This is a genomic window from Paraburkholderia dilworthii, from assembly GCF_000472525.1.
GTDB classification, from domain to species: Bacteria; Pseudomonadota; Gammaproteobacteria; order Burkholderiales; family Burkholderiaceae; genus Paraburkholderia; species Paraburkholderia dilworthii.
Genome location: NZ_AWZT01000045.1, coordinates 37,715 through 56,224, shown reverse-complemented (window position 1 = coordinate 56,224; position 18,510 = coordinate 37,715). Strand labels below are relative to the sequence as shown.

At 58.0% G+C, this 18,510-nt stretch carries 15 protein-coding genes and 6 pseudogenes; 11 read left to right on the top strand and 10 right to left on the bottom strand.

The annotated features are described in order from the left end of the window. The 4 genes and pseudogenes from F759_RS42430 to F759_RS41420 form a co-directional block, all read left to right on the top strand. Positions 1-122 (top strand): annotated as a pseudogene (locus tag F759_RS42430) (IS110 family transposase); the annotation flags it as partial. Positions 123-400: 278 nt separating this feature from the next. Beyond that, positions 401-679 (top strand): annotated as a pseudogene (locus F759_RS38805) (transposase); the annotation flags it as partial. Positions 680-725: 46 nt separating this feature from the next. Beyond that, positions 726-1,751, top strand: coding sequence for an IS110 family RNA-guided transposase (locus tag F759_RS0128570; RefSeq protein ID WP_027802875.1), 1,026 nt, complete (start codon positions 726-728; stop codon positions 1,749-1,751). 268 nt (positions 1,752-2,019) lie between these two features. Beyond that, a pseudogene (locus F759_RS41420) lies at positions 2,020-2,222 on the top strand (IS3 family transposase); the annotation flags it as partial. Between the two features lie 62 nt (positions 2,223-2,284). Here the strand turns inward: F759_RS41420 and F759_RS0128565 are convergent. Continuing rightward, positions 2,285-3,082: pseudogene (locus F759_RS0128565) on the bottom strand (IS3 family transposase); the annotation flags it as partial. A gap of 67 nt (positions 3,083-3,149) precedes the next feature. On the opposite strand from F759_RS0128565, the gene F759_RS38800 reads away from it, so the two are divergent. Together F759_RS38800 and F759_RS41415 are read left to right on the top strand one after the other, a co-directional pair. After that, positions 3,150-4,690, top strand: a protein-coding gene (locus F759_RS38800; RefSeq protein WP_152530726.1) for an IS3 family transposase whose coding sequence is annotated in 2 segments (ribosomal slippage) — positions 3,150-3,789 and positions 3,789-4,690 — 1,542 coding nt in all. Because the reading frame shifts where the segments join, the coding sequence is not laid out codon by codon here. Positions 4,691-5,048: 358 nt separating this feature from the next. Beyond that, on the top strand, positions 5,049-5,288 hold the full coding sequence (locus F759_RS41415; protein ID WP_152530725.1) for a hypothetical protein: 240 nt from the start codon (positions 5,049-5,051) through the stop codon (positions 5,286-5,288). A gap of 74 nt (positions 5,289-5,362) precedes the next feature. Here the strand turns inward: F759_RS41415 and F759_RS40455 are convergent, their stop codons facing one another. From F759_RS40455 to F759_RS38785, 4 genes and pseudogenes are all read right to left on the bottom strand, one after another. Next, positions 5,363-6,973, bottom strand: a complete 1,611-nt coding sequence (locus F759_RS40455; RefSeq protein WP_063829677.1) for a pyridoxal-phosphate dependent enzyme — start codon at positions 6,971-6,973, stop codon at positions 5,363-5,365. 10 nt (positions 6,974-6,983) lie between these two features. After that, on the bottom strand, positions 6,984-7,805 hold the full coding sequence (locus tag F759_RS41410; protein WP_244438934.1) for a GHMP family kinase ATP-binding protein: 822 nt from the start codon (positions 7,803-7,805) through the stop codon (positions 6,984-6,986). A 1,654-nt stretch (positions 7,806-9,459) separates the two neighbouring features. Further along, positions 9,460-9,636, bottom strand: a pseudogene (locus F759_RS0128540) (IS3 family transposase); the annotation flags it as partial. A gap of 249 nt (positions 9,637-9,885) precedes the next feature. Then, positions 9,886-10,803 (bottom strand): annotated as a pseudogene (locus F759_RS38785) (IS256 family transposase); the annotation flags it as partial. Between the two features lie 1,042 nt (positions 10,804-11,845). On the opposite strand from F759_RS38785, the gene F759_RS44420 reads away from it, so the two are divergent. The 4 genes from F759_RS44420 (at position 11,846) to F759_RS0128510 (ending at position 15,615) form a co-directional block, all read left to right on the top strand. Next, positions 11,846-12,031, top strand: coding sequence for a polysaccharide deacetylase family protein (locus F759_RS44420; protein ID WP_244438936.1), 186 nt, complete (start codon positions 11,846-11,848; stop codon positions 12,029-12,031). 246 nt (positions 12,032-12,277) lie between these two features. Then, on the top strand, positions 12,278-13,636 hold the full coding sequence (gene nodC / locus F759_RS0128520) for a chitooligosaccharide synthase NodC (protein ID WP_027802870.1): 1,359 nt from the start codon (positions 12,278-12,280) through the stop codon (positions 13,634-13,636). Between the two features lie 272 nt (positions 13,637-13,908). Beyond that, positions 13,909-14,823: a nodulation factor ABC transporter ATP-binding protein NodI gene (nodI, locus tag F759_RS0128515; protein ID WP_027802869.1), complete on the top strand. Its 915-nt coding sequence runs from the start codon at positions 13,909-13,911 to the stop codon at positions 14,821-14,823. Between the two features lie 3 nt (positions 14,824-14,826). Next, on the top strand, positions 14,827-15,615 hold the full coding sequence (locus tag F759_RS0128510; protein WP_027802868.1) for an ABC transporter permease: 789 nt from the start codon (positions 14,827-14,829) through the stop codon (positions 15,613-15,615). On the opposite strand, the gene F759_RS0128505 is transcribed toward F759_RS0128510, so the two are convergent. Together F759_RS0128505 and F759_RS0128500 are read right to left on the bottom strand one after the other, a co-directional pair. Beyond that, entirely contained in the window at positions 15,605-15,952 is a 348-nt protein-coding gene (locus tag F759_RS0128505) for a hypothetical protein (RefSeq protein ID WP_027802867.1), read from the bottom strand. The two genes, F759_RS0128510 and F759_RS0128505, sit on opposite strands and share 11 nt — an antisense overlap. An 82-nt stretch (positions 15,953-16,034) precedes the next feature. Next, positions 16,035-16,595, bottom strand: a complete 561-nt coding sequence (locus F759_RS0128500) for a DUF2325 domain-containing protein (protein WP_244438933.1) — start codon at positions 16,593-16,595, stop codon at positions 16,035-16,037. A 196-nt stretch (positions 16,596-16,791) separates the two neighbouring features. Between F759_RS0128500 and F759_RS42910 the strand changes: the two genes are divergently transcribed. Further along, on the top strand, positions 16,792-16,974 hold the full coding sequence (locus tag F759_RS42910; protein WP_154670921.1) for a hypothetical protein: 183 nt from the start codon (positions 16,792-16,794) through the stop codon (positions 16,972-16,974). A 418-nt stretch (positions 16,975-17,392) separates the two neighbouring features. On the opposite strand, the gene F759_RS0128490 is transcribed toward F759_RS42910, so the two are convergent. The 3 genes from F759_RS0128490 to F759_RS0128480 are packed head-to-tail and all read right to left on the bottom strand — an operon-like array spanning position 17,393 to position 18,502. Next, positions 17,393-17,932, bottom strand: a complete 540-nt coding sequence (locus tag F759_RS0128490) for a nitrogen fixation protein NifQ (protein WP_036025431.1) — start codon at positions 17,930-17,932, stop codon at positions 17,393-17,395. A gap of 32 nt (positions 17,933-17,964) precedes the next feature. After that, a complete protein-coding gene (gene fdxB, locus F759_RS0128485) occupies positions 17,965-18,276 on the bottom strand; it encodes a ferredoxin III, nif-specific (RefSeq protein ID WP_027802863.1) in 312 nt (103 codons plus the stop codon). A 25-nt stretch (positions 18,277-18,301) separates the two neighbouring features. Continuing rightward, complete coding sequence (locus F759_RS0128480; RefSeq protein WP_027802862.1) at positions 18,302-18,502, bottom strand: CCE_0567 family metalloprotein; 201 nt, start codon at positions 18,500-18,502, stop codon at positions 18,302-18,304. Between the last annotated feature and the right edge of the window lie 8 nt (positions 18,503-18,510).

Genomic DNA, 18,510 nt, shown 5'->3' with positions numbered 1-18,510 from the left:
CCCGACGACATTCAAGCGTCGTCGCATGCGCGCTCGCGAACAAACTGGCCAGAATTGCATGGGCGATATCTGCACGAAACACCGTATTCGGATCTACGTCCTGTCAATTGCCGGCGGGCTGAGCGCAGCAAACAACTTCGAAGTCAACCATCTGGTTCTGCGATCGCTGGAAAATCGATGACGTAAACGGCATACCGGCCTGACGGCCACCCCGATAGTCAAGGCGGCTTTCGAAGCCGATGTGTTTTTTAGGGATCGTCAGGCGCGACCCTCATCGTGGCGCGAAGGCTTTGTCTTCAAGAGACGCCGAATAGATTTGAGCAAGCCAAAAACAACATCGAAAACCAGCATTGTAAAAATGGGGGCGACCATAGATTTGACTAACAACAAGCAAGAAGTGATGGAAATTCTGTCTGGGCTGGAGCGCCGGCGGCGGTGGCCAGCGGATGAGAAGCTGGCGATGGTGCGGGAGAGTTTCGAGCCGGGCAAGACGGTCTCGATGGTGGCACGCCAGCACGGCGTGAATCCGCATCAATTGTTTCATTGGCGCGAGCTGTACCAGGACGGCAGCTTATCTGCGGTCAGCGCTGGCGAGGAAGTCGTGCCGGCCTCGGAGCTGAGCGACGCGCTCAAGCCGGTAAGGGAGCTTCAACGGCTGCTGGGCAAAAATGGTATGGACGCCTCCTCATCGCATAATTGAGGCCTCGTTCTACCGGAGAGCGCAAATGGAACCGACAGTCGTGGGCGTAGATATCGCCAAACGGGTTTTCCAGCTTCACTGGATAGCCGCAGACACTGGCGAGGTATTCGATAGACAGCTTCGTCGTGACCATTTCCTGGAGCACTTTGCTAATCGCGAAAGATGCCTTATCGGGATGGAGGCTTGCGGAGGCTCACAGCACTGGGCACGTCGACTCGTGGAGCTTGGACACGAGGTCAAGCTGATGCCCGGCAAGCTTGTGAAGGCCTTCGTGACAGGAAACAAGAACGACGTAGCCGACGCGCGTGCCATCTGGGCAGCAGCAAAACACCCGGGTGTGAGGGCCGTACCGGTTAAGACTGAAGCCCAGCAGGCCGTCCTGGCGTTGCATCGGATACGGCAGCAGCTCGTCATCTTCAGGCGCTCCCAGTCTAACTGCCTGAGGGGTTTGCTGGGCGAGTACGGCGAAGTAATGGGCGTTGGGCGCGCAGCAATGAACCGGGCCATGCCGGAGGTCCTTCTGCGCCTCGATTCACGCCTGCCCCGCGTATTGTTGGATTCTCTCCGGGAGCAATGGCAACGGCTGGTTGATATCGACGGGCAGATTGCTGTCATCGAGCAGCGGCTCCGTGCATGGTTACGTGAGAATCCCGCCTGTAGAGCAATTGCAGAAATCCCGGGCGTAGGGTTCCTCACCGCAACTGCTGCCGTCGCGTCTATGGGCGACCCGAAAGCCTTTCGTTCAGGGCGGGAATTTGCTGCGTGGCTGGGACTTGTTCCTGCGCAATTCGGGACCGGGGGAAAGGTTCGCCTGCTTGGCATCAGCAAGAGAGGTGACCGATACCTGCGTACCCTCATGATTCATGGTGCGCGCTCCGTCATGAAGCATGCAAAAGACCCGGGGTCGTGGGCTGTGCAGTTAAGCATGCGGCGTCCGCTCAATGTCGTAGTCGTTGCTATGGCGAACAAGATAGCCCGAACCATATGGGCTCTACTGGCTCACGGCCGTGCTTACAGCGCAAGCTACCCACCGCAGGCCGAGGCGGCCTGACTAGTACCCTGTCTCGTGAGGTCATGATTCTCAACTCAAAAGCTCAAGGTTGTGCAAGGTAACGTTGCAATGGCAAACAGGTAAGACCGGGACTCATCAAACCTGTATCGTCTTCCGGACGTCATGGTCCGTGGCAAAAATGAGGATTGAGTCAGCGGATTCCATTGGGGCCAGCGGGTATCGACCTGCATGGGCCGGATATAAAACCGCAGCCTATATCTGTTCAACAACGCAACACATCCTTGGCAAGCCGGAGGCGTCCATATAGAAAACGATGGAGGTGGAGATTCTGCGCGAAGCCGTGGAGTATGGCTGCGAAAAAAATGGATTGCGCGCTCGCCATCATTGCCGGGGGACGACCAGTGAAGCAGGTCTGTGACGTTCTCGGTGTAGCGCGTTCGAATGTGACGGCAAAGCGCACGCGGCCCTCCTGATTGGCGGGACGCACGCACGGCCCGCAAGACCGATGATGAGAGGTGGCCTCACTCGTTCGGACAGTCTTCTGAGAATTTTAAGGGGAACGTCCGGGGCAGTCATGCTGCCAGTTTGATCGCAGGCAGCGTCGCGAAGTATGGCTCATCCGGCGTGCGGTCATCCAGACTCGAACGAGGTCGTCTCTGGTTGTACAGATTGATGTAATCGCCGATTGAGCGCCGGGCATGGCCGACCGATTCATAGGCTTTCAGATACACCTCTTCATATTTCACGCTTCGCCACACGCGCTCGACGAACACGTTGTCTCGCCAGGCACCTTTGCCGTCCATGGACAAGCGGATGCCGCGGCTGAGCACGGCCTCGGTGAACACTGTCGCGGTGAACTGGCTGCCCTGGTCGGTATTGACGATCTCAGGTTGCCCGTACTTTGCGAACGCTTCTTCCAACGCCTCGACAGCGTGCATCGCCTCCATCGTGATCGCCACGCGGTGGGCCAGTACCTTCCTGCTGGCCCAGTCCACCACGGCGGTCAGATACACGAAGCCGCGCGCCATTGGGATAAAACTCGTATCCAGTGCCCAGACCTGGTTTGCCCTATTGATCGTCATGCCCCGCGGCAGATACGGCCAGATCTTGTGCTGAGCATTGCGTCGGCTCGTGTTCGGCTTGCAATACAGCGCCTCGATACCCATGCGCTTCATCAGCGTGCGCACGCGCCTGCGGCCAATCTCGTGTGCCTCGCGACGCAGCAGTCGCGCCAGCATCCGCGCTCCGGCAAACGGAAACTCCATGTGCAGTTCATCGATCCGGCGCATCAGCAACTGGTCTGCCTCGCTCACCGGTTGCGCCCGGTAATACACGCTCGATCTTGCGATACCAGCGAGTCGCGCCTGCTTGTTAGCGCCGATATAAAAATGACCCGTGGGGGTGCGGACAGAAACTTGGACTACCTGGAGGTAGTTCATGTACTCGTACGAAGACCGTCTTCGAGCGGTCCGGCTTTACCTAGAGTTGGGAAAGCGCATCAAGGCGACCATCAGACGGCTGGGTTACCCGACAAAGAATGCCTTGAAAGCCTGGCATCGCGAATACGAGGAGTGTCATGATCTACGGATTGGCTATGTTCGCGCGACGCCAAGGTATTCGGACGAACAGAAACAAGCTGCCGTTGACCACTATTTAAGCCATGACCGATGTGCCGCTGCTACGTTGAGGGCTTTGGGCTATCCGAGTCGCGGAACGCTCGCGGCCTGGATTGAAGAACGGTGCCCCAAGCTTGGCAAGCGCGTTGTCGGCAGGGTGGCTGGCAGCGTTCCGGCTTCGCGGGAGGCCAGGCAGGCGGCAGTCATCGAGCTGTGCACGAGAGAGGAAAGCGCACGCGTGGTCGCCGAGAAAGCGGGCGTAAGCAGGCCGATGCTGTACAACTGGAAGAACCAGCTACTCGGTCGAGAGGTCCCAGCATCTATGAAACGCCAGAAGAAGCCAGCGCCGGATCATGAACGTGAGGAGCTGGAGCAGCAGGTCGAATCGCTTCGACGCGACATACGGAAGTTGGAGCTCGAGCGCGACATCCTCAAGAAGGCGAACGAACTGGTAAAAAAAGCATGGGCATCGACCTGCAACTCCTGAGCAACCAGGAGAAGACGATGCTGGTTGATGCCCTGAAACAAACCTATTCTTTGCCGGAATTGTTAGCCGTCTTGGGGCTTGCTCGCAGTTCCTACTTCTATCACCGTGCACGTCGGCTCGTCGCTGACAGGCATGCGAGTGCGCGTCGCGTCATCGAAGACATCTTCGAGCGCAATCACCGCTGTTACGGCTATCGTCGAATCAGCGCAGCCTTGATAACGCACCAACTGCTCATCTCGGAGAAAGTGGTGCGACGCTTGATGCGACAAGAAGGTCTGATCGCAGCCACGACCAGACGACGTCGCTACGGCTCCTACCGTGGCGAAATAAGCCCTGCGCCGGAGAATCTTATCAATCGAGATTTCCGTGCAGCCGCCCCGAATCAGAAATGGCTGACCGACATTTCCGAATTCCAGATCCCGGCAGGCAAGGTCTATTTGTCGCCGGTGATCGACTGCTTCGACGGTCTCGTTGTTAGCTGGTCAATCAGCACGCGGCCAGATGCTGAACTCGTCAATACTATGCTGGATTCAGCGATCGAATCGGTGGCTAATTGCGATGAGCGACCCGTAGTGCACTCCGACCGCGGTGCCCATTATCGCTGGCCGGGATGGCTATCGCGAATGAGCGATGCCAGGTTGATTCGGTCGATGTCACGCAAAGGATGCTCGCCTGATAACGCAGCCTGTGAAGGTTTCTTCGGGCGACTCAAGACGGAAATGTTCTATCCTCGTGACTGGCGAGCTTCGACCGTTGACGAATTTATCGAGGCTCTCGACTCCTACATCCGGTGGTACAACGCAACGCGGATCAAGGTCTCGCTCGGCTCTCTTAGTCCGATCGAATACCGGCAAAGTCTTGGAATCGCGGCATAAATCAGTCCAAGAATTTAGCCGCACCCCCTTACGGTCAGATTTCAGTCGGCGTTGACAGGTAATTCACGCGCATGAGCGTGATGTGCCGCCCGGGCGTTCCGGAATCGGAGGAAGCTGCTGACCAACCTCTCGGTCCGATCACGTGCCGAAGCAATCGAGAAGCTGGACTGGTGCGCAACGCGCTGGAAAATCGAAACGTTCCACAAAATCCTCAAGTCCGGATGCAAGGCCGAGGACTCGAAGCTGCGCACAGCTGATCGGCTAGCGAACTTGATCTCTGTGTTTTGCATCCTGAGCGGGCGCACAACGGCTGACCATGATCAGCCGTTGTGCGCCGCAAGCTCCTCCAGAGGCGGCGTTGACATCAACCGAAATGGAATTGCTCGAGCGCCTCGTCCCAGATCTGCCGCTTGTTGCGCAGGCGCCACCGCTACGGCGCAAGCTCATTAAGGTTGCCCGGCCTGGTGGCTGTCTGGCTCGCGCCAGCGATCCACCTCCGGGTAATACTGTCATGTTGCGCGGCATGCAGCGCCTTACCGATACTCAAATGGGTTATGAATTCACGCCGAACCGAAGTGGGGAATTGCAAGCCAACTGAGGTGCATACGTTCAAACGCCGAGCCTCTCTCGTCCGGTGGAACATCTGAGGCCGAACCGAGCGGCATTTTTGAACTAGCCTTTCAGTTTGTATTCCAAAATATCTTGACGTCCGGTGGGTCCGCAATGGTTAACGCCGGTTTCTTGAAAACCTGAATTCAGATAGGTTCGCCTAGCTATGGCGTTGCGCCGATTGACAGCGAGCATAAGACGATTGGCATCTTGTCGATTCGATAGAACCCAATTAGCTATCAATCCAGATGTCGCCTTACCATAACTATTGCCCTGATATGATCGGCCAATACGGAAGCTATGCACAGTGATAGCGTCCAACGGCGCCCACTCCGGCAAGGCCGCCTTCTCACGAAGTACAAAGAAGCCAACGATCTGATCTCCAACCGCAAGCGAGCACGGGTGCTCATTCTCGTGAAGAGAACTACTTTGAAGCTCATGAAACACCGTATACAACGGATCCACGAACTGCGTCTGCTCAGGCTTCAACTGGAGGTGGGCAACGGACGCGCTATCGAAGCGGGACAAGAATATTAGCCTTGCGTCTCGCGTCTCTTGGATAACGGTAGGCCTTTTGTTTTCTGCATTCAGGTTGCGCTCAGGCGAGACCGGGTCGGCCAGTTGATGCGGCGATGCATGCAAACTCGCGGGCGGCTGATGGATGAGGCTTGAAAGGACTTGGTCGAGCGTGCGCCTGCGCCAGGCATAGGTAGACCACACGGTCATCTGTTGCGTGGGCGCTTCCACGGCCACTGGTTCGCAGGGTACCGATGCAGGCCATCCAGGCACGGATGAAAGCCAGTTTTCGTCATACACCGTCTCGACGTAACGGTGGCCCTCATCGGGGAAAATCGCGACGACCTTCTTTCCGCGGTTTTTTCTTGACCACCAGTCGGCCACTCTATATGCCGCACCACTAGTTGGTCCCATAAACAATCCGTGATGCCGATGCAATCGCTGAGTTGAATGGAACACCTCGACAGGCGTTAGCCAGTGAACTTCGTCAAACTGCGTGTGATCTACATTGGAGGGCACAAACGCGCCGCCCAGGCCGCTGAGGGGTATCGGCTTTCCGCTATGTTGCCCAAACAGGACAGAATTCGGGGTATCGACACCAACCGCATGCAACTCAGGAAACAGTGTCCGAAGAAGCGTGGTCGTACCGCACATCGACCCGCCTGATCCAACAGGGCCCACCAAACAATCGATCTTTCCAATCCTTTGGATTAAGACCTCCGCAAATTTTCCGTACGAAAGCGGATTATCCGTATTGGAGTACTGCGAGGGCCAATAGCTTCCAGGTACCTCGTCTAGGAATTTGGCGAGCCTGTTTAACCGCGCTTGCTGAAGTCCGCCGACGCGCGCAGGCCCGTCGACAATTTCGACCTGCGCTCCCAGCTCTACAAGTCTTTTATGAAGATGCCGGTCGAGCGCCCAGTCACTCACGAGTATTAGCTTGTATCCATATTGTACGGAAAGCATGGCCAAGGCAAGACCAAAAGTGCCAGACGAAGACTCACAGATAGTCGATCCGGGGCTTAACAAGCCTTGTTCGGAAGCCCGCTCCAACATAAATCGTGCCGGTAGGAGCTTCATAAGGAAGAAGCTGGCTCCATAGAAATCGTCAGCCAATTCGACGATTCGAGGATTTTCAAAATCCTCTAAATTTCGCATTAGTATTCGATTAAACATTTGTTTTCCACGAACTGGTTGAGTGTACGATAGACTGCTCAAAACCTAAACGTCTTAAATCATGCGTAGCCAGCTCTATACGAGCTGCGGTTCTGTCGTCAACTGGGTCAAACATCAAACCAACGACAGTTCCACTGTGGGCAACCTGGACACCGATCGCGCCGTGCCGGACGCCGATTCCTTCAATGCGATCCAAGTGCAGTTTTCGCAAAAATCTTTCGTTGATTCGGGCGCTCGCCGTAGCAACCCGACCCAGCAAGTTAAGATTGGAAGTGTTAAACGCTTGGCGCAGGAGAGCCCGCATGGAACGAAACATTTCGATCTCTACGTGGCTATACTCAGCAGGCTTTAATGTGAGAGTGTCGACGGACTCCACCGTTGCTGCATCGATGCTAATGAAGTCAATATGTGGCAGTGACTTTGTAAAGGCTTCAATTATCAGCCCCTCGCGTTGGGCAAAGAGCACGGCATTCTGAGAGAACAGCGTGGAATCACATGCCGTCTCGGCATCCACGGCAATCTGCATTACACGATCAATTGGTGCTTGGATGTTCAAGCAGTCCAGCACGGCCAAGATGGTAGCCAAAACGTCAGCAGTAGATGATCCCATGCCGCGCCCAATGGCGATGTTGCTATTAATTGTTACATGTCCACCGACTCCCGTTTGTGCAAACGTCTTGAGCGTAAGCTCGGCGGCGCGTTTCGCTTTTTCGCAGTGTTGTGGACTAACAGAAATCTGCGTGTCGCTATTGGCTAGAAACCTCGCTTTTGACGTTAGGTTAGGACAAGGCAGCGAGACCAAGCCACGACGCATGCGACCTCCCTCGCTTTCAAAAACTCCCTGTAGAAGCTCACCGTGGTGTCCAATAGCTTCACCAAATCCTTCTTTGCAATGCATAACAAACCTACCAGTGCGGGTTTCAAGTCTTTTGTGAGCGATGAGCGGGTTTCAGAAGTCGGCTCAGGTGAGAAACATGCCTCCCTGAGCCAACCACGTCATAGCAGTAGCCGGTCTTAGCAATGAATATCGCGGTCATGTCCGGTGTTTTCGAAAAAATTATCGAGCAGCGCCCAAAGAATTCGTAATCCGCCGGCGTACACCATGCCGCGTAGCGGTGGTAGTTGTGACAGTCGCGTATAGGAAACACAAGCCGCACGAGAGGTGTCCCGGTGTCGCGCTCCAGGACTTCCCATGTGTGTTGCCGACAAGGAAGTCCACTCGCTCTGTGAATAGGAGCGAGTGGATGTCCCACAGGCCGCGCGTGGGATAGACTTGCCTTCCCCACCGAGTGCCGACGCGTCCCGCCGGGCTTTGACTTTCTCCGCCCAGTCGGTCGTTGCCGGTTGTCGAGATCACATGCATTGACCTCCGCGCCACTTCGAGGAGGGATTTCTCGTTCCCGAGCATCTGGTCCGAAGGCGTGTTCGGGCGCTTGCCTTCCTTCGTCGCGACGTCGACTAGAATCTGCACCTCGTCCAGCATCTCGCTCTTCAGCGCTAAGACTGGCTCCCCCTTGTTTTGCCTCGCACGCGTATTGCGTTAAGGCTCCCACGCGGCGCTGGTATTCGAGGCGGACGTAATATTGTGCAGGAGCGCGCCAACCCTCTTTACCTCCCGGTTTGCATTGATCAGCTGTTGGTGGTTGATGCTCGGGATCCCGACCGAAGTCATCTTCGTCAATACGCCACGCTTTGTGGGCGCCCCAGGTGCGCCCACCGAACCGCAGCTCGACTTCCAGTGGGCCGCCGCCTGCACGACATCCCCCGCCCAAAACTGGCGCTTCGGGGATTGACGCCAAGGGTATTGTTTGCCGGATGTCAAAGTGGGCAGACCAGCGTAGCCGGCAAGCGTTCGTGCAATCAAACATATACCTCTCCTCGCGACCGGCAGTGGTCGCACGGTCGGTTATTGCGAGATCCATGCCCACTTGTTTGAAGTCCGTAAATACGCCAGTCCCCGCATGGCTGGGCTGATTTTCGTCTACCTGGACCGACAATCAAAGCCGACAACCGCACCACATTTGTCATTGTTACGACAATTTTTACGTTCGCCCGTCGGCCGTATCGGCGATCCGTTCCACGAGGTGCACCTGCGCAGATTGCCGACACCCACACGCAGCTTCATACCGCGCCTGTTCGGGCGCCAGCTCCTCGTGCCGCATGCGTTCGTCCTTTTCACGCACGTTCAATGGCCTTGATTAATGCACGAATACCTAACGGCTGGAGCTGGCGCAAAGCCTCTTCAGTGACCCGTTGATCAACACGGACAGCGCCGAACGAAATCCAGCGAGGGTCGCCATGATTGATGATGCTGCCCTGAGAGTTGTAGCACGCGACGGTGCCCTCAGCGCTGAATAGGCAACGTGCAGCTTGCGACCACAATGACCGCAACAGAGCAGTCCTGTCAGAGCTGTCAACGCCGACTGAAACCTGACCCGCCGGGGGCGCGGCACAATCCCTAGACTGATTTATGCCGCAAATCCAAGACTCTGCCAGTATTCGACGGGACTCAGGGAGTCGAGCGAGACCTTGATCCGCTTTGCGGTGTACCAGCGGATGTGCGAGTCAACGACTTCGATGCATTGATCGACGGTGATGGCCTGCCAGTCACGGGGATAGAATAACTCCGTTTTGAGGCGCCCGAAGATACTGGTCCCACCCAATGTTGAGGTTCCCGTGCTGCGACGTCCAGTCTGCGTCGGTGTTGCCGCAGTACTTGCACCAGCAGGCGCAGCGTCTGCTGCCGCACTTCCAGCAGCAGATTCGCCCAGAGATACGGCCAAGTCTGGTGTATGAGCGGTCGATGAACAGTGACGTCAGGCGGCGAGTTTCTGCTGACCTGGTTGTGGAAGGCATTGCCTCCAGGGACGGCGAACCGGTGCAAGACGATCCGTCACGAACCGATCGAAGGCGGCATGCGCGTCGGCGCGCGTCGCGGCCATCCATATCGCCTGCAGATCTGCTTTAGCTTTGCCTTGCTGCGATTTCGGCAGCGCGTTCAGGACGTTGACCATTTTGTGGAACCAACAGCGCTGGCCTCGCCTCGCGGGAAACACTTCCTCCAGTGCGGCCCAGAAGCCCATCGCGCCATCGCCAATGGCCAGCAGCGGACCAGCTTGCACGCCTCGGGATTTCAGGTCGAGCAGCAACTCCTGCCACGACGCCTTCGACTCGCGATACCCATCGCCGATCACCACACGCTCCTTGCGCCCATCTGGCTTCACGCCGATGATCACCAGCAGGCATTGCCCGTGTGAATTTTCGCTTCGCAGCCCGGTGTGAATACCGTCGACCCACCAGTACACGTAGCGCGACTTCGACAGATTACGCCGGCTCCAGTGCGTATGTTCGTCGGCCCACTGGGCCTTCAGGCGACTCACCACATTCGCCGACAAACCCTTCGCATCCTCGCCCAGCAGCACGCTCAACGCCTCGCTCATGTCGCCCGTTGAGAGCCTTTCAGATAAAACCACGGCAACGCGGCACTCACACGCGGCGACTTGCGCACATACGGTGGCACGATCGATGAATTGAACTTCACGCCTGACCCTGAACGATCGCGAACCTTGGGGACCTTCACCGCAATCGGGCCGGCCGCCGTCAATACCTCGCGCTCCGGCAAATAGCCATTGCGCACCACCGCGCGTGGTCCGTGCAACGTCTTGACGTTTTCGAACCGCTCCAGCAGCGCCTGCAGCTCTGCTTCGATCGCCTGTTGAATCACCTGCCGGGCTCCGTGACGGACCAATTCGTCCAGGCCCAGACCGCTTTCTGATAGACCGATAACCGCTTTTTCCCGTAAACTTGCTCATGGTGGATGGTTTGTTGTTTGCTGGTTTCCGACTTCGACAATCAGATTCTCAGCTAAAACGTCCACCGCCTTCAATCGCCCGCCTCAACTCCCCCGTACACCAGTTCCGGGCATATCTCATTCGCCCATTCGGAGGTCCCTAGGTAAAGCTGAAACAGATCGGGTTGATCGCCCGGTTGAGTGCTCGGCACGCGTCGCATCGCCTCCTCCTGTATAGGACAGAGGACGGTCTCGGTTTGTACCACATTGAGTTGTGCGGTGAGAGATTTATCGCTCAACAGGCGCCTCAGTTTGCGCAGCGGCTCGTAGCCAACGATTTGGAATGCTTACGATATAGGCAGACGGCAAGAAACTGCATCAAACATTTACTGCGGCATCTCCGATACATGCGCTGCCTCGAGTGGGTCAAGTGCACATCGCAGAATGATCTCGCGATTCTTCTCCATCAAGTTGCAATCCAGGCAATTCGACCGAACCACGGATGCCAGCGATAGGGACTTCTCGTGACTCGGTAATGTGGGTGTTGTGTTTATGGCTCCTATAACCGGAGCCGTCGCCACTCCACGCTTGGTCAGGTGTCGCCGATCAAGCTTCTTCAGGACTGAATCCGCCCTGAGGGCAAGCAAAATCTGGCAGCATAACGACCCGTCCTCGATGCGCGACCGGGGGCGCTCAATTCAAAAGCACTTTTCAACGTATCCACGTTATAGATGCAAAGCATCAACACAATCGATTTCACAAATTTGTTTTTGTGTTGCACAGTGGAACCGGTCGTAACGAAAGTTGAAATCGAGATTAATTGATTGTGTACTCGTGTCTATAAACTTGAGCAGTACGACAAGCTTTAGCTATGCCTCCACGATTCCCACACTTCTGAATGTGTCTCTCTCGACACGCCAGCTACGCATAGCGAAACAGTGCCTGTCGCGGGGCCTTCCGGATTGGACGATCGGCCGTGGAGCGAAGTGCTAACTGGACAATTGAGCAAGACGGGGCTGATCCAGCGAACGATCGCCGAGGGACACCAGATTGCCAATCACAAGATGACTCATCTGGATTTGTGCAGATGCGAACTTGATGAAGTACGACGCGAAATATTGGACTTGAAATGGAGCATCCGGATGGCGTGTCCCCAGGCCACAGTTTGGCATATGCATGCCTCCTACGGAACATGGACGGACGAAGTGGTCGCTGAAGCGACAAAGGCGGGGCTGCCGGCTCTTGACTAGTCGCAAGACTCGCGTGACTGGTCTCGCCCGGCGTCGATGCGATTGTCAGCACAGTGCTGGCCTCGGTCCGGCCTGGCGCAATTGTGCTCTTGCACGACGGATGTCCTCCCGGCGAGTCAGAAGGTGCTGTCATGCTGGGCTGCGCGACCGGACCCTCATGGCGCTTTCCCGCCTGATTCCAGCACTGCATGACTGCGGATTTGTAATCAGCTAGCTACCCCAACCACACTGAACAAACCGACATCTATGAATGCCCTTGCCACAATCAGCACTGCCCCGGTTTTGTTGTATGCACTACTCTCGACTATTTACAAAAGCGCACAGGCCCTCCATGGCCTACCGACGAGTGATCGGCCGGAGTCGCCCAATGCCGCCGACTCCAACTTTCTGCCGGACGTGGACGTCATCGTGCCGTGCTTTAACGAGCAACCGAGCACGCTCTCTGCGTGCCTGGAGTCCATTGCAAACCAGGACTACGCCGGAAAACTGCGGGTCTATGTGGTTGATGATGGTTCTGCGAATCTCGACGCCGTGAGGCCGGCATACGACGCGTACACACGCGACCCGAGATTCAACTTCATTACGCTTCCCCAAAATATGGGAAAGCGAAAGGCACAGATCGCCGCGATACACTCTTCATCCGGGGAACTGGTACTCAACGTCGACTCCGACACGACGCTGGCGCCCGATGTCGTCAAGAAGCTCGTATTGACAATGCGAGACGCGACGATAGGCGCCGCCATGGGGCAGTTGACTGCCAGCAACCGGAGCGACACCTGGTTGACCCGCTTGATCGATATGGAGTACTGGTTGGCTTGCAACGAAGAGCGCGCCGCACAGGCTCGCTTCGGCGCTGTTATGTGCTGCTCCGGTCCATGTGCCATGTACCGCCGGTCCGCGCTCCTTATGCTGCTAGATCAGTACGAGACACAGTTTTTTCGCGGGAAGCCGAGCGACTTCGGCGAGGACCGCCATCTCACGATTCTCATGCTGACCGCAGGTTATCGGACCGAGTACGTTCCGGACGCCATTGCCGCGACAGTCGTTCCGGACAGACTTGGGGCGTATCTGCGCCAACAACTGCGCTGGGCGCGCAGTACTTATCGGGACACGCTGCTTTCGCTGCGCCTGCTGCCCTGTCTCGATCGCTACCTTACGCTGGACGTGATCGGACTGAATCTGGGCTCGCTATTTCTCGCCTTATCGCTTCTAGCGGGGCTCGCGCAGTTCGCATTGACAGCGACAGTGCCGTGGTGGACTGCCCTGATAATCGCATCATCGACCATGATCCGCTGTAGCGTGGCATCGGTTCGCGCTCGCCAGGTTCGATTTCTTGGCTTTTCTCTTCACACACCCATTAACCTCTTTCTGTTGCTCCCGCTGAAAGTCTATGCGCTATGTACATTGAGCAATAGCGATTGGCTGTCCCGTGGCTCTGCAGGCAACGTATCGAACGTTCGTGAAAAACAGCCCGATACTCCTGATCCGGTTACTAAGCCGAACGTGACTTCAGCGTCAAGAGTTGCGACTCCGCACCGTCGACCGGATAACGCGTGTGAGTCCTCAACGTTAGCAACGTCTGACGAGGCATTCGATGGCAATTAGTTCATCGACATATAGGACCTCGAACCTTGCGCCAACCGAGAACCGCCCACCATCGGTAGGCATCCGCTTGAGTGCGATCGTCTCACGCAATGGCTCAATTGGCGCCTTCCCAACGCGAGTGCATTCACCGGAATCCTGGTACTTCCTTGTGAGTAACTCTTCCGCATGGTAGGCAAGGATCTTCTATCGGCTAGGGCGTTTTCAATCGGGCTGCGGCAGCAGAACGGCTTCTTTTCTCCAAGACGAGCGCGTAATTTTTCCTTCTTATCCCCATGTCCAAAGCAGCAATCAGCTTCGCTAGCGTAAGGAAGTCATATGGCAGCAAGATCGTAGTCGACGGATTATCGTTCAGCGTCGCGCCTGGAGAGTGCTTCGGTCTGTTAGGGCCAAATGGCGCGGGCAAGAGCACGACGGTGCGTATGGTTCTCGGCATGGCGCCGCCCGACGCAGGCAAGATCATCGTGCTCGGGGAGCCAGTGCCGGCTCGCGCTCGCGCGGCACGTATGCGCATTGGCGTAGTGCCGCAATTCGACAACCTCGAGCCCGGGTTCACCGTGCGCGAGAACCTTCTGGTGTTTGGCCGCTACTTTGGCATGAGCACACGTGAAATTGAAGTGGTCGTACCATCGCTGCTCGAATTCGCCCGCCTGGAAAGCAAGGTTGATGCGCGCGTCACCGAGCTATCCGGCGGCATGAAGCGGCGGCTGATGCTGGCTCGCGCGTTGATCAACGATCCACAGTTGTTGGTCATGGACGAGCCCACAACGGGTCTCGACCCGCATGCTCGCCACCTGATCTGGGAACGGCTGCGTTCCCTGCTGGTGCGCGGCACCACGATCCTCTTAACCACCCATTTCATGGAAGAGGCCGAGCGGTTGTGCGACCGACTGTGTGTGCTGGAGGAGGGTCGAAAGATCGCCGAAGGCGGGCCCCGCGCGCTAATCGCAGAACAGATCGGGAGCCACGTGGTCGAGATCCACGGCGGCAATCCGCATGAGCTGCGCACATTGATCGCGCCGCACGCGCAGCGTATCGAGGTCAGTGGTGAGACCCTCTTCTGCTATGTGTCCGATCCGGAACGGGTGCGCATACAGTTACGCGGGCAAACGGCGCTGCGCCTTTTACAGCGTCCAGCGAATCTCGAGGATGTCTTTTTGCAGCTAACCGGGCGCGGGATGAAGGAGTGAACGATGAGAGAGTTTTATGCAGCGGCCCTGCCCGCGAACGTGTGGAACTGGGTTGCAGTGTGGCGCCACAACTATCTGGCATGGAAAAAAGTCGCGTTTGCCTCGATTCTCGGTAACCTTGCCGATCCTATGATTTATCTGTTCGGTCTCGGCTTTGGTTTCGGGATAATGGTAGGTCGGGTCGATGGCGCACCTTATATCGCGTTTCTCGCGGCGGGTATGGTCGCGACGAGCGCAATGACCTCCGCGACCTTCGAAACGATTTACGCAGCTTTCTCTCGCATGCATGTTCAGCGCATGTGGGAAGCGATCCTCTGTACACAGCTCACGCTCGGCGATATCGTTCTCGGTGAACTGGCATGGGCCGCCACCAAGGCCTTTTTTGCCGGCATTGCCGTCATGGCGGTAGCCACCGTGCTGGGTTATGCAGCGTGGTCATCCATGCTCTACGCATCGCCTGCCATCGCCCTGACTGGCCTCGCCTTCGCAAGTCTGGCGATGATCCTCGCGGCGCTTGCACCCAGTCACGATTACTTCGTGTTCTATCAAACGCTCGTTCTCACGCCCATGGTGCTCCTGAGCGGCGTGATCTTCCCGATCAGTAAGCTACCTGCCGTTTTTTGTGACGTAGCGCGTTTCTTACCGCTGGCACATTCCGTCGACCTTATCCGTCCCCCGATGCTCGGACGCCCGGTCAGCTATGTTGCCCTCCATATTGGCGCTCTCTGCATTTGCACGGTGTTGCCGTTCTTCCTGTCAGTGGCGCTGTTACGTCGACGCCTCATGTCTTAATGCTGCTATGGCCGGTACGAATGAGTTGGAAAACACCATGTCGTATCAACGCGAACACTTCGTGCATCCGCGCACGCGATTCTCGTGCGCCGACAATATCTCCGCGGCCCGATATGGCAACGGAAACGAGCCGCGATGTGGGCGCGAACAGCAGCGCCAGCGCGTTGCTGTTCGCGTACGACCTGTAGTTATGCTCGGCGAGCCACACCTCGTGGTAGCCGAACGTTCGCGCGGCCGGCGCGTTACGCACCGTTTGCGTCAGCGCATCGCGCGCGTGTCGCCGTCGGGGGTTCTCGACGTTGAGGAAAAGGCCGTAGGGTTGTGCGGAATCCCACATGACAGGCTCTCTTGTCGAAAGACCACGTCAAAGGCACGACGTTTCGCGCGCACATCTCGCGGTATGTGAAGTCATGACGACGTCAGCCATGCCTCAGGCAGCCGTGCGACGCGGGGACCACGCCGCACGGCCGGGCGGGCCGAGCCCGCAACACGCCCGCGATGAAGCTCGTCACGCTCGACGAACGCAAGGCGGACCACGGCGCGCGGTGACGCGCGCACAACCGCCGCAGCGCGACCAGCGAGTCCGGGTCGATCAGATCCAATGGGCACAGCACCCGGTAGGCGCCTGACAGCAAAGCCTCGAGGCCTTGCGCACGGCCATCGTCGTCGATGGTCCCGGCGTGATGAAGGAACTCGCCTCCGGCCGATTCCACCAGCGCACACAGCACGGCGTTGATGCTTGGCCGCCCGCCTACATAAACCCATCGACGCCCGCTCAATGCGCGAGTCAGTGCGCGGCCATCGAGCAGCGTCTGCTCAATCGCGAACAACTCGTGCTGCAGGCTCGCGACGTGTGCCCGCGCGCGTTCGAGCGACAGGCTAGCATTACTGTCGGGAAGGCATGTGCTGCGGTTCTGATCCATGTCGGGTTGCCCTTCGGGTCGCACCTTTACGGCAACGGCAGGCCGCATGCGTTTCATGGCGAGCGCCTCGTGCCATGGCCCGCGAGCCGTTCGCCCGCTGCCGGGGTAAGAAACCAGCTACGCACCGTGTCGTAGGTGCAGCGCGTCCGGCAGCATGACCAGCGTGCGTCGCTAGCCGATGCTCGGACAGCGACTGTGCCCCGCCCCAGAAGTCGGCGCGCAGCGCGGGCGGAAAACCGACGTCGTCGAACACGTGCCAAAGTTGAACCAGCCGGAGTTCGCGGCCCTCTTCGTCAAGCCGCAAAGGCGGCCCGAAGTCCGCCTGCAGATGCGCATGCCGCTCGCCGTAATACAGCAGCCCGCCGCAGGGCTCGGCCACGAAGTCGGCCACCCGCAAGGCGACACAATCGAAGCGCTGACCGACGCTTGCAAATAGCGGCATAAGCCTGAGCCGCTGCAAATGGTACAGCGACGACCGCGCGACCGCGGTCCGTCGCAGATCGCGAGTAACGGATGGCGCGGTTGCGGCAGCGCGGGCACGCAGGCGGACGGCAATGCCCGGGCGCGCGGCCCTTGCTGCTGCGACTCCGCAACGGGCCATTGCAGCGTCAGACGGCAAGCGCGGATGAACGGTGTACAGCGAGGGCATGGCCCCCCGGGACGCAGCAGGTCGGAACGAATCGATAGATGTGTAAGGTTTGTGGTTCGATTTTCTCGTTGAATGCCCGAATACATCACGATGAGCATGCTTACGCAACTCCGGCGCCTTCTCACTGTGAATCTACCGAAGAGGCCTGGCAAAGCGGACCGGCGACGCGCCTGCTCGACGGGGGGCGCGAGCCGGGCATTTTTGCCTACTCCGCTCCAAAGCAAAGCACATGGTCCGAACAGACGCCACAACTCGGCGCCTTGCAGTTGGACAGGCCCTCGCGCTCGCACAGTTGCTTGTAGAAGAACTTCTTCCACTTCATGTCATGCGTATTCTTTGCGGCCAGCCGCGGAAACCAGTGGTCAATCAACGCAGACAGCTCGCGCCGCGACGGCAGAAGCAGGTCTTGCCAAAGGTGGTTTTGTCCGAGGCTCGCACAGGCCAAGGCATGGGCCACGCAGTTCGCCTCGTCTGCCGGGCCGGCGCGCGGATCGGCATGGTGATTGAGCAACGCCACCAGATCTTCGAGTTCGTCCTCACGCGGCATCGTCGCGGGCGACAACGCGCACTTAAGACCGAGCGCCGGCCCGGCACCCGGGAACCAGCGCGCGAGCATCCCGTGCGTCTGGTCGGGGTCAAGTCCGCGCATCGGCAGCACATCGACGCCGCGGTGCTCGAACCCGCTCGACAGCACGCCGGCCAGTGCCAGCACGGTCGGATCCCCCGCATCCACCGCGCACGCCATCAGGGTTGTATAGGCGTTCGTCACGTCATCGCTCAGAGGACGGCCGCCGCGTGCGTGTAGCACTTTTTCGGGCAAATTTTTGCACACGCGCTGCAGCCGACGCACAGTTCCCGATACGCAATAGTCATCACCTTCTTCTCGTACTCGTCGTCTTCGTCTTGGTCGTCGCCGCCCAGTGCGATGTGCGCGCCGTCCTCGTCAAGCCCGACGAGTTGCAGCACGCCACGCGGACAGACACGGAAACAGCGTCCGCAACCGATGCATTTTTCTTCGTCGAGCCTGTTGACGAAGGTCGGCGTCCAGGTGGCGCCGCTCGGCAGCGTAACGCTGAAGGTATCGCTCATGGTGTGGCTCCGTGGCTTCGCTGGCTCAGACCTCTGCCGCAGCGGCAGCCTTGCGGGCTGCCATCAGCGCGGCGTGGGCGTCATGGCAGCGCTGAGCGACAGCGAGAATCTTCTCCCAGTTTGTCGGGAGTTCCTCTGAGAGGTCGTGCAGGTCCAGCTTCGCCTGGGTCGCTTGCGCGTTGAGTTTCTTCAGGTGCGCCGTGAGTTCATCGGCATCGGTGCTCATCGTCTCGG

What these genes read in the sequence shown, in the direction of transcription:
- F759_RS0128570 (WP_027802875.1), top strand. Translation starts at nt 726, where the DNA reads ATGGAACCGACAGTCGTGGGCGTAGATATCGCCAAACGGGTTTTCCAG.
- F759_RS40455 (WP_063829677.1), bottom strand. Translation starts at nt 6,973, where the DNA reads ATGCGAAATTTAGAGGATTTTGAAAATCCTCGAATCGTCGAATTGGCT.
- F759_RS41410 (WP_244438934.1), bottom strand. Translation starts at nt 7,805, where the DNA reads ATGCGTCGTGGCTTGGTCTCGCTGCCTTGTCCTAACCTAACGTCAAAA.
- F759_RS44420 (WP_244438936.1), top strand. Translation starts at nt 11,846, where the DNA reads ATGACTCATCTGGATTTGTGCAGATGCGAACTTGATGAAGTACGACGC.
- nodC (WP_027802870.1), top strand. Translation starts at nt 12,278, where the DNA reads ATGAATGCCCTTGCCACAATCAGCACTGCCCCGGTTTTGTTGTATGCA.
- nodI (WP_027802869.1), top strand. Translation starts at nt 13,909, where the DNA reads ATGTCCAAAGCAGCAATCAGCTTCGCTAGCGTAAGGAAGTCATATGGC.
- F759_RS0128510 (WP_027802868.1), top strand. Translation starts at nt 14,827, where the DNA reads ATGAGAGAGTTTTATGCAGCGGCCCTGCCCGCGAACGTGTGGAACTGG.
- F759_RS0128505 (WP_027802867.1), bottom strand. Translation starts at nt 15,952, where the DNA reads ATGTGGGATTCCGCACAACCCTACGGCCTTTTCCTCAACGTCGAGAAC.
- F759_RS0128500 (WP_244438933.1), bottom strand. Translation starts at nt 16,595, where the DNA reads ATGAAACGCATGCGGCCTGCCGTTGCCGTAAAGGTGCGACCCGAAGGG.
- F759_RS0128490 (WP_036025431.1), bottom strand. Translation starts at nt 17,932, where the DNA reads ATGGCGTGCGCGGTGGATGCGGGGGATCCGACCGTGCTGGCACTGGCC.
- fdxB (WP_027802863.1), bottom strand. Translation starts at nt 18,276, where the DNA reads ATGAGCGATACCTTCAGCGTTACGCTGCCGAGCGGCGCCACCTGGACG.
- F759_RS0128480 (WP_027802862.1), bottom strand. Translation starts at nt 18,502, where the DNA reads ATGAGCACCGATGCCGATGAACTCACGGCGCACCTGAAGAAACTCAAC.